The sequence below is a fragment of the Arthrobacter sp. cf158 genome, from assembly GCF_900106835.1.
GTDB lineage: Bacteria > Actinomycetota > Actinomycetes > Actinomycetales > Micrococcaceae > Arthrobacter.
Genome location: NZ_FNNR01000015.1, coordinates 89,685 through 97,757, shown reverse-complemented (window position 1 = coordinate 97,757; position 8,073 = coordinate 89,685). Strand labels below are relative to the sequence as shown.

Sequence of the window (8,073 nt, the reverse complement as noted above, 5' to 3'; positions counted from 1 at the left end):
CGGCGAACGTCGTTCCTTCGGTAGTGACCGTGGCGATCGCAAGCCTTTCGGTGACCGGGACCGTAAGCCCTTTGGCGACCGTGGCGACCGTCCAGCTCGTGATGGCGAACGCCGTCCATTCAATAATGACCGTGGTGACCGTCCCGCTCGTGATGGTGAGCGCCGGTCGTTCGGTGAGCGTCCCGCCCGTGACGGCGAACGTCGTTCCTTCGGTAGTGACCGTGGCGATCGCAAGCCTTTCGGTGACCGGGACCGTAAGCCCTTTGGCGACCGTGGCGAGCGGGGCGGCTCCTGGGAAGAGCGTCCGGCGCGAGTTCCCAACGCCAAGGACATCCGGAGCGCCAACCGTCCGGACCGCGAACGTTCACCCGAGATCGATGAGGATGTCACCGGCAGGGAGCTCGACCGCGCAACGGGCCACCAGATCAAGACCCTCGAGGAGCAGAGTGCAGGCTGGGTTGCCAAGCACCTGGTCATGGCCGGCCGCTTGATCGACATTGAGCCCGAGCTGGCTTTCCAGCACGCGCTTGCCGCCAGCCGACGTGGCGGGCGCTTGTCGGCAGTCCGTGAAGCTGTGGGTTTGACCGCCTACGCTGCTGGTCACTATGGCGAAGCCCTGCGCGAGTTCCGTACCTACCGTCGTATCAGCGGTTCCAACGTGCACCTGCCTGTCATGGCCGACTGTGAGCGTGGCCTTGGCCGTCCGGATCGTGCGCTGGACATGGTTCGTTCGCCTGAAGCCCAGGACCTTGATGCTCCGGGCAAGGTTGAGCTGGCTATCGTGGCCTCGGGCGCCCGTGCCGACCTCAATCAACTGGACGCAGCTGTCAGTGAGCTCGAAATCGCACAGCTGGACATCAACCGGGCCTTCTCCTACAGCCCGCGTCTTTTCCGCGCGTATGCGGAGGCTTTGAGCGCTGTCGGTCGTACCGAGGAAGCAGACAAGTGGGCCCGCCAGGCCCTTGTGGCCGAGAACGCCCTGGGCGTTGGAGACTTCGCGGAACCTGAGATTCTTGATCTTGGCTGGGATGAGCAGGAAGAAGAAGCCGCGCGCAAGCCGCGTTTCCAGAAGCCTGCCCCGGAGACCGACGTCGTAACGGCCGAAACTGAAACTGTGATCGTTGAGGCCGCGGCCGCTGACGTTGAGCACGATGACGTTGAACTGGATGACGCCGAGTCGGACTACTTCGAGTCCGATGATGCGGAGTCGGATATCGACTCTGCCGAGGAAGATGAAGAGCGCAACGAAACCGCAGAAGCTGACAACGAGGGCAACGACTCCCAGCATGGCTGATTCACTGATCTCATCATTTGATGCTGTCCTCTCCGATCTTGATGGCGTGGTGTACGCAGGACCACACGCCATTCCCGGCGCCGTGGAATCGTTGCAGCGCCTCGAAAGCGTTGGCGTTGGGCTGGGTTACGTCACTAACAACGCTTCCAGGACGCCGGCCCAGGTCGCCGCGCACTTGCGTGAACTTGGTGCCCCGGCAGAGGACCATCAGGTGGTCAGTTCCTCCCAGGCAGCAGGGGAGCTCCTTGCTTCCATGCTGCCTGCGGGGGCGCATGTCCTGATCACTGGCAGCGCAGCACTGGCCCATGAGATCGAATTGGTGGGACTCACGCCAGTGCACAGCGCTGCGGAGTCCCCGGTGGCCGTGGTTCAGGGGTTCAACCCGGAGATCGGCTGGAAGGACTTAGCGGAAGCATCGTACGTCGTGGCCGGCGGCGCCATGTGGTTCGCCACCAACACGGACATGTCCATCCCACAGGCCCGCGGTATGGCACCAGGCAACGGAACCTTGGTTGCTGCCGTGGCAGCCGCCACGGGCAAGACACCTTTGGTTGCCGGCAAGCCTGAGGCACCCCTCTTTCACGCCGCTGCGAAACGGCTCGATGCCGAGCGGCCGCTGGTAGTTGGCGACCGCCTGGACACGGACATCCTGGGTGGAAACCGCGCAGGATTCGCGACGGCGGCTGTCCTCACTGGGGTGGACACCACCTTTACCATCCTTGCGGCGCGGACTGACGAAAGGCCCGATTACCTGCTGGCGGACCTCGAGGACCTTTACGTTCCTTATCCTGCGATTGTCAGCGACGGCGGCACCTACCGTTGCGGTGCGGCCTCGGCATTTGCAACGGACGGCATGGTCATCATCACCGGCGATGAGGGCGACCTCGATGCGTGGCGCGCGGCCTGTGCCGCGTGGTGGGCGGCTGTTCCCTCCACAGCCGTGGCGCAGGCGCCGCAGCTGGAATGGCGAACTCACTAGACTGGTGCGATGACCGAGCCCAACAATTCACTGGTGCCCCAGGACGAGAGTCCCGGACCACCTGAGGTCCAATGGCCTGACGCCGCGAACCCCACCGGGGATCCCTTGGTGGACAGGGCACTTGCCTCTTTGGAGGACGTCGCGGCAGCTCCCGTGGCGGATCATGGGGAGCTGTACGCCGGCATCCATGATTCCTTGCTGGAAGCCTTGGACGCTGAGCCCGGTCTCCCTTCCGCTCCTCAAACCTCCTCCAGCGATCCCCGCCCGGAAGGCGACAGATAACGCATGGCACGACTCGATCAGGAACTCGTCACCCGTGGGCTGGCGAGGTCCCGTACCCATGCGGCCAAGCTCATCAGCGACCGCAAGGTCAGCTCCGGTGGTGCCGTCCTTTCCAAAGCTGCGCTGCAGGTGGACGCGGACACGGACTTGACGGTGGAGGCGCACTTGGAGGACATCTACGTCAGCCGTGCCGGTCATAAGTTGGCTGGCGCGCTGGAGGCCTTTCCCGCCGTCGTGGTTGCCGGTAAGCGGTGTCTCGACGCCGGTGCCTCCACGGGTGGTTTCACTGACGTGCTGCTTCGGCGCGATGCCGCGAGGGTGGTAGCCGTCGACGTCGGACACGGCCAGTTGGTCCCGCACCTCCGGGATGACCCCCGCGTGGACGTCCATGAAGGCCTCAACGTCCGGTACATGACGCCGGAGCAGGTTGGCGGACCTGCGCAACTGACGGTAGCGGATCTGTCCTTTATTTCCTTGACTTTGGTGTTGTCGCCCTTGGCTCACTGCACGGAACCCGGCGGAGACATGGTCCTCATGGTTAAGCCGCAGTTCGAGGTAGGCAAGGAGCGGCTGAGCCGGACGGGCGTGGTGTCGTCGGAGAATGAACGACGCCGGGCGGTGGCCCAGGTTGCCCGTGCTGCGGTGGACGCCGGCCTGGATCTCCAGGACCTTGCAGCCAGTCCGCTGCCGGGTCAGGACGGAAATGTTGAATACTTCCTGTGGATGAAGCGCAGGATGTCCGCGGTGTTGCCTAAGATCGAAGAGCGGGACGGGCACGTTGCTGCGTTGATCAAGAAACTTTGGCCGAACCACTAGAAAGCAGAACCCGATGAGCAGGCGTGTACTTGTCCTTGCCCACACTGGGCGGGAGGAATCGCTTCGCGCTGCGTGGGATGCCTGTGAGCAACTGCACTCGTCAGGTTTGGTTCCCGTGCTGCAGAAGTCAGAACTCGCGGATATAGAGCGGTTCTTCGGTGCGTTGGATACGCCCATTGAAATTCTCCATGACCACGTCAGCCTGGAGGACGTGGAGTTGGTCATGGTCCTGGGCGGCGACGGAACGATTCTTCGCGCGGCGGAGCTTGTGCGTGAGGTTGACGTCCCGCTGCTGGGAGTGAACCTGGGACATGTGGGCTTCCTGGCCGAGAGCGAACGGGCCGACCTCGCGCAGACAGTGGAGTGGATCGCCAGCCGCCAGTACACGGTGGAAGAGCGCATGACCATCGATGTGCAGGTGTGGATCAAGGGCCAGAAGATTTGGCACACGTGGGCTCTGAACGAGGCCGCCATTGAGAAAGCCAACCGCGAACGCATGTTGGAAGTGGTCACCGAAGTGGACGAGCGTCCCCTGACGTCCTTCGGCTGCGATGGCGTGGTGATGGCGACTCCCACCGGCTCTACTGCCTACGCCTTCTCCTCGGGCGGGCCTGTGGTGTGGCCGGAAGTGGAAGCCTTGGTCATTGTTCCCATCAGTGCCCACGCGCTCTTTGCCAAGCCCTTGGTGGTGTCGCCGCGGTCCAAACTGGCTGTTGAAATCATGAACCGGACTGACGCACTGGGCGTCCTCTGGTGCGACGGACGGCGTTCCGTGGATCTGCCACCGGGCGCACGTGTGGAAGTCACGCGCTCAGCCACCCCCGTGCGGCTGGCGCGCACCCATAAGACGCCGTTCTCCGCACGACTTGTCCGAAAGTTCGAGCTGCCCATCCACGGCTGGCGGGGTCCAGCTCCGCGGAGAGGCGAAGTCCATACGGGTCCCATTCCTGTGATCCGGACCCTGTCACCGGCTCCGTTGCCCAGTCCGCGGGATGTAGACAGTCCGCGGGATGTGGACAGTCCCCGGGACGGTGACCCTAACCACCCCACGAATGCGAAGTGAACCATGCTTGAAGAACTCCGAATCCGTGACCTTGGCGTCATTACTGACGCCGCACTACCCCTAGGGCCCGGGCTTAGCGTCGTCACCGGCGAAACCGGTGCGGGCAAGACCATGGTGGTGACCGCCGTCGGGCTTCTTCTCGGCGCCCGGTCGGATGCCGGCGCTGTCAGGAGTGGCGCCAAGTCCGCTTCCGCTGAGGCCGTGCTGAAGCTTGATCCGGCGCACAGTGCGGTTGAGCGCGCCAAGGAGGCCGGCGGTGAGGCAGAAGAGTTCGACGGCGTGGCTGAACTTCTGCTGGCACGCACCGTGGGTGCCGATGGACGCAGCCGGGCTTACGTTGGCGGCCGCGCGGCACCTGTGGGGGTGCTGGCCGAGCTGGGGGAGAGCCTGGTGGTGGTCCATGGCCAGTCGGACCAGATCAGGCTCAAGAGTGCGACTGCGCAACGGCATGCTCTGGACAGGTTTGCCGGGGCACCCCTCGCGAAGGCGCTGGGGGAGTATCAGGAGCTGTACAACCACTGGAAGGCCATCCAGAACGAGCTCGAAACGCTCCGCAGCGAGGCCCGCGAACGCCTGCGTGAAGCTGAGTCTTTGGATGCTGCCCTCAAGGAAATTGACGAGGTGGATCCCCAGCCTGGCGAAGACGAGAGTCTCAAAGCCGAGGCTGTGAAGCTGGCGAATGTCGAGGAATTGAGGCTGGCAGCAGCGGCCGCCCATGAGTCGCTCATCGCCGAGGAATTCGGGGATGCCGGAGACGCAACGTCCATGGTGGATGCGGCTAAACGGACACTGGAACACGTAGCCGACCATGACGAAGAACTGCGATCCGCGGCTGGCCGGCTGGCCGAGGTGGGATTCCTGCTCAACGATATCGCGGCCGAATTGTCCAGTTACCAGGCTGCCCTTGATACCGAAGGGCCCGAACGGCTCTCGGAAATCGAGGAACGCCGGGCGGCCCTTGCCAAACTGATCCGCAAATATGCGCCGAGCATTGACGAGGTCCTCGAATGGGCCGCCACTGCCAGAACCCGGTTGGACGAACTGCAGGATGACTCCAGCCGGATCGAGTCTTTGGACGCGGAAGTGGCTACTGCGGAAGCCACGCTCCGCAAGCAGGCGGCCGGCATCAGCAAGGCACGCCTCAAAGCGGCCAAGGACTTGTCAGCGCGTGTCAGCGCCGAACTGAAGGCCCTGGCGATGGCCGATGCGACGTTGGTCATCGAGGTGGACGGCAGCGGTGCGTTGGGCCCTTGGGGGACCGATGAGATCGCGTTCCTCCTTCGGCCCCACTCCGGAGCTCCGGCCAGGCCGCTGGGCAAGGGGGCTTCGGGCGGTGAACTCTCCAGGGTGATGCTGGCCATCGAAGTGGTACTTGCTGCGGTGGACCCTGTGCCAACTTTTGTCTTTGACGAGGTGGACGCCGGTGTGGGCGGTCGTGCCGCCGTCGAAATTGGACGACGCCTGGCCATGTTGGCCCGCCACGTCCAGGTGCTGGTGGTGACCCACCTGCCCCAGGTGGCAGCATTCGCCGATCAGCATATCCGGGTGACCAAGACGTCCGTCCGGGGCTCAGACGGGAAGACGACCACAGGATTCACCTCCAGTGACGTTCAACTCCTCAGCGACGACGAGCGGGTCAAGGAGCTTGCGCGCATGCTGGCCGGCCAGGAGGACTCGGAGTCTGCGCAGGCCCATGCCCAGGAGTTGCTGGATGATGCGAAGCTCCTGCCCCAGCGAGCCTGAGGCCGGGAACCGCTGCGGTGCGCCGAAGAAGTGCGAGGACTGTCACATCCGCGCTCTCCAGTCCGCTTGCCTCTTGCCTGGAATGCAGTGGTGAGCAACCATTGACCATTTGGGGAATCCGAACAGACGCTTGGAAGGCGTAATTGATGATAAGCTCGAATTCCGTGGTGCAGCGATCAAATTCCCGTGTAAATTCCCGGTTCCCGGGCTCGTCCAAGACGACCAAACACATCTTCGTCACCGGTGGTGTGGCGTCCTCGCTCGGTAAGGGTCTGACGGCTTCCAGCCTCGGCCACCTGCTGCGGGCACGCGGTTTGTCTGTAACTATGCAGAAGCTCGATCCGTATCTGAACGTGGATCCGGGCACGATGAACCCCTTCCAGCACGGTGAAGTATTCGTGACGGATGACGGCGCCGAAACCGACCTCGACATCGGACACTACGAGCGCTTCCTCGACGAAAACCTCGAAGGTTCGGCCAACGTCACAACCGGCCAGATCTACTCCACCGTTATCGCCAAGGAACGCCGCGGCGAGTACCTCGGAGACACTGTGCAGGTCATCCCGCACATCACCGATGAGATCAAGCGCCGTATGCGCTTGCCCGCCGAGGGCAAGAACGCTCCAGACGTCATCATCACCGAAATCGGTGGAACCGTGGGCGACATCGAGTCGCAGCCGTTCCTTGAGTCGGCCCGCCAGGTCCGCCAGGATGTGGGTCGCAACAACGTCTTCTTCCTTCACGTCTCGCTGGTCCCGTACATCGGACCTTCCCAGGAACTGAAGACCAAGCCCACGCAGCACTCGGTGGCAGCCCTTCGCTCCATCGGCATCCAGCCGGAAGCAATCGTGATCCGTTCGGACCGCGAAGTGCCCGAGGCCATGCGCGAGAAGATCGGCCGCATGTGCGATGTCGATATCGACGCCGTGGTCAACGCCGCTGACGCGCCCAGCATCTACGACATTCCCAAGACGCTGCACTCCCAAGGGCTGGACTCGTACATCGTCCGCGCACTGGATCTGCCGTTCAAGGACGTGGACTGGAGCAAGTGGGACAAGCTCCTCGAAGCTGTCCACAACCCCAAGCACGAGGTCGAGATCGCCCTCGTGGGCAAGTACATCGACCTCCCGGATGCGTACCTCTCGGTGACCGAAGCACTCCGTGCCGGCGGTTTTGCCAATGAGGCCAAGGTTAAGATCCGCTGGGTTCCTTCGGACGAATGTGAAACGCTTGCCGGCGCCACCAAGTCCCTTGCCGGCGTGGACGCCATCTGCGTACCCGGCGGCTTCGGCATCCGTGGCCTTGAGGGCAAGCTTGGCGCCCTGAAGTTCGCCCGTGAATCCAAGCTCCCCGTCCTGGGCCTGTGCCTCGGCCTGCAGTGCATGGTGATCGAGTACGCCCGCAACGTGGTTGGCCTTGAAGGTGCTTCCTCGAGCGAGTTCGAGCCCGATTCCAAGTACCCGGTCATCGCCACCATGGAAGAGCAGCTGGACATCGTGGACGGCAAGGGTGACCTTGGCGGCACCATGCGCCTGGGCCTCTACGAAGCCAAGCTGGACGAGGGCTCGGTCATCGCCGAGACCTATGGCACCACCACGGTCAGCGAACGCCACCGTCACCGCTACGAGGTCAACAACAAGTACCGCGAGCAGATCGCGGCTGAGGGCCTGGTGTTCTCCGGTACTTCTCCCGATGGCAAGCTGGTGGAGTACGTGGAGCTCCCCCGTGAAGTCCACCCGTTCTACGTGGCTACGCAGGCGCACCCGGAGCTCAGCTCCCGCCCCACGCGTCCGCACCCGCTGTTCGCAGGTTTGGTCAAGGCTGCCCTGGAGCGTCGTGAAGGCGGCCCCGTGGCCACCAAGACCGGTGCACGCGCGGTAGCTGCCAAGTAAACGC

At 63.5% G+C, this 8,073-nt stretch carries 7 protein-coding genes; all 7 read left to right on the top strand.

Annotated features, from left to right (window positions below):
• The coding region (locus tag BLW08_RS24045) for a tetratricopeptide repeat protein (RefSeq protein ID WP_217639269.1) at positions 1-1,294 on the top strand (1,294 nt) is incomplete at its 5' end.
• A complete protein-coding gene (locus BLW08_RS22480) occupies positions 1,287-2,273 on the top strand; it encodes an HAD-IIA family hydrolase (protein WP_091328329.1) in 987 nt (328 codons plus the stop codon). The genes BLW08_RS24045 and BLW08_RS22480, both read left to right, overlap by 8 nt.
• A 9-nt stretch (positions 2,274-2,282) precedes the next feature.
• The gene (locus BLW08_RS22475; RefSeq protein WP_091328328.1) at positions 2,283-2,555 is read left to right on the top strand and encodes a hypothetical protein; all 273 of its coding nucleotides are present in this window, start codon (positions 2,283-2,285) and stop codon (positions 2,553-2,555) included.
• A gap of 3 nt (positions 2,556-2,558) precedes the next feature.
• Complete coding sequence (locus tag BLW08_RS22470; RefSeq protein WP_090825511.1) at positions 2,559-3,371, top strand: TlyA family RNA methyltransferase; 813 nt, start codon at positions 2,559-2,561, stop codon at positions 3,369-3,371.
• A 13-nt stretch (positions 3,372-3,384) separates the two neighbouring features.
• The gene (locus BLW08_RS22465) at positions 3,385-4,434 is read left to right on the top strand and encodes an NAD kinase (protein ID WP_091328326.1); all 1,050 of its coding nucleotides are present in this window, start codon (positions 3,385-3,387) and stop codon (positions 4,432-4,434) included.
• Positions 4,435-4,437: 3 nt separating this feature from the next.
• Positions 4,438-6,177 carry a DNA repair protein RecN gene (recN, locus tag BLW08_RS22460; RefSeq protein WP_090825515.1) on the top strand — a complete coding sequence of 580 codons (1,740 nt, stop codon included), beginning with the start codon at positions 4,438-4,440 and terminating at the stop codon, positions 6,175-6,177.
• Between the two features lie 146 nt (positions 6,178-6,323).
• Entirely contained in the window at positions 6,324-8,069 is a 1,746-nt protein-coding gene (locus tag BLW08_RS22455; RefSeq protein WP_091328324.1) for a CTP synthase, read from the top strand.
• The last annotated feature ends 4 nt before the right edge of the window (positions 8,070-8,073 follow it).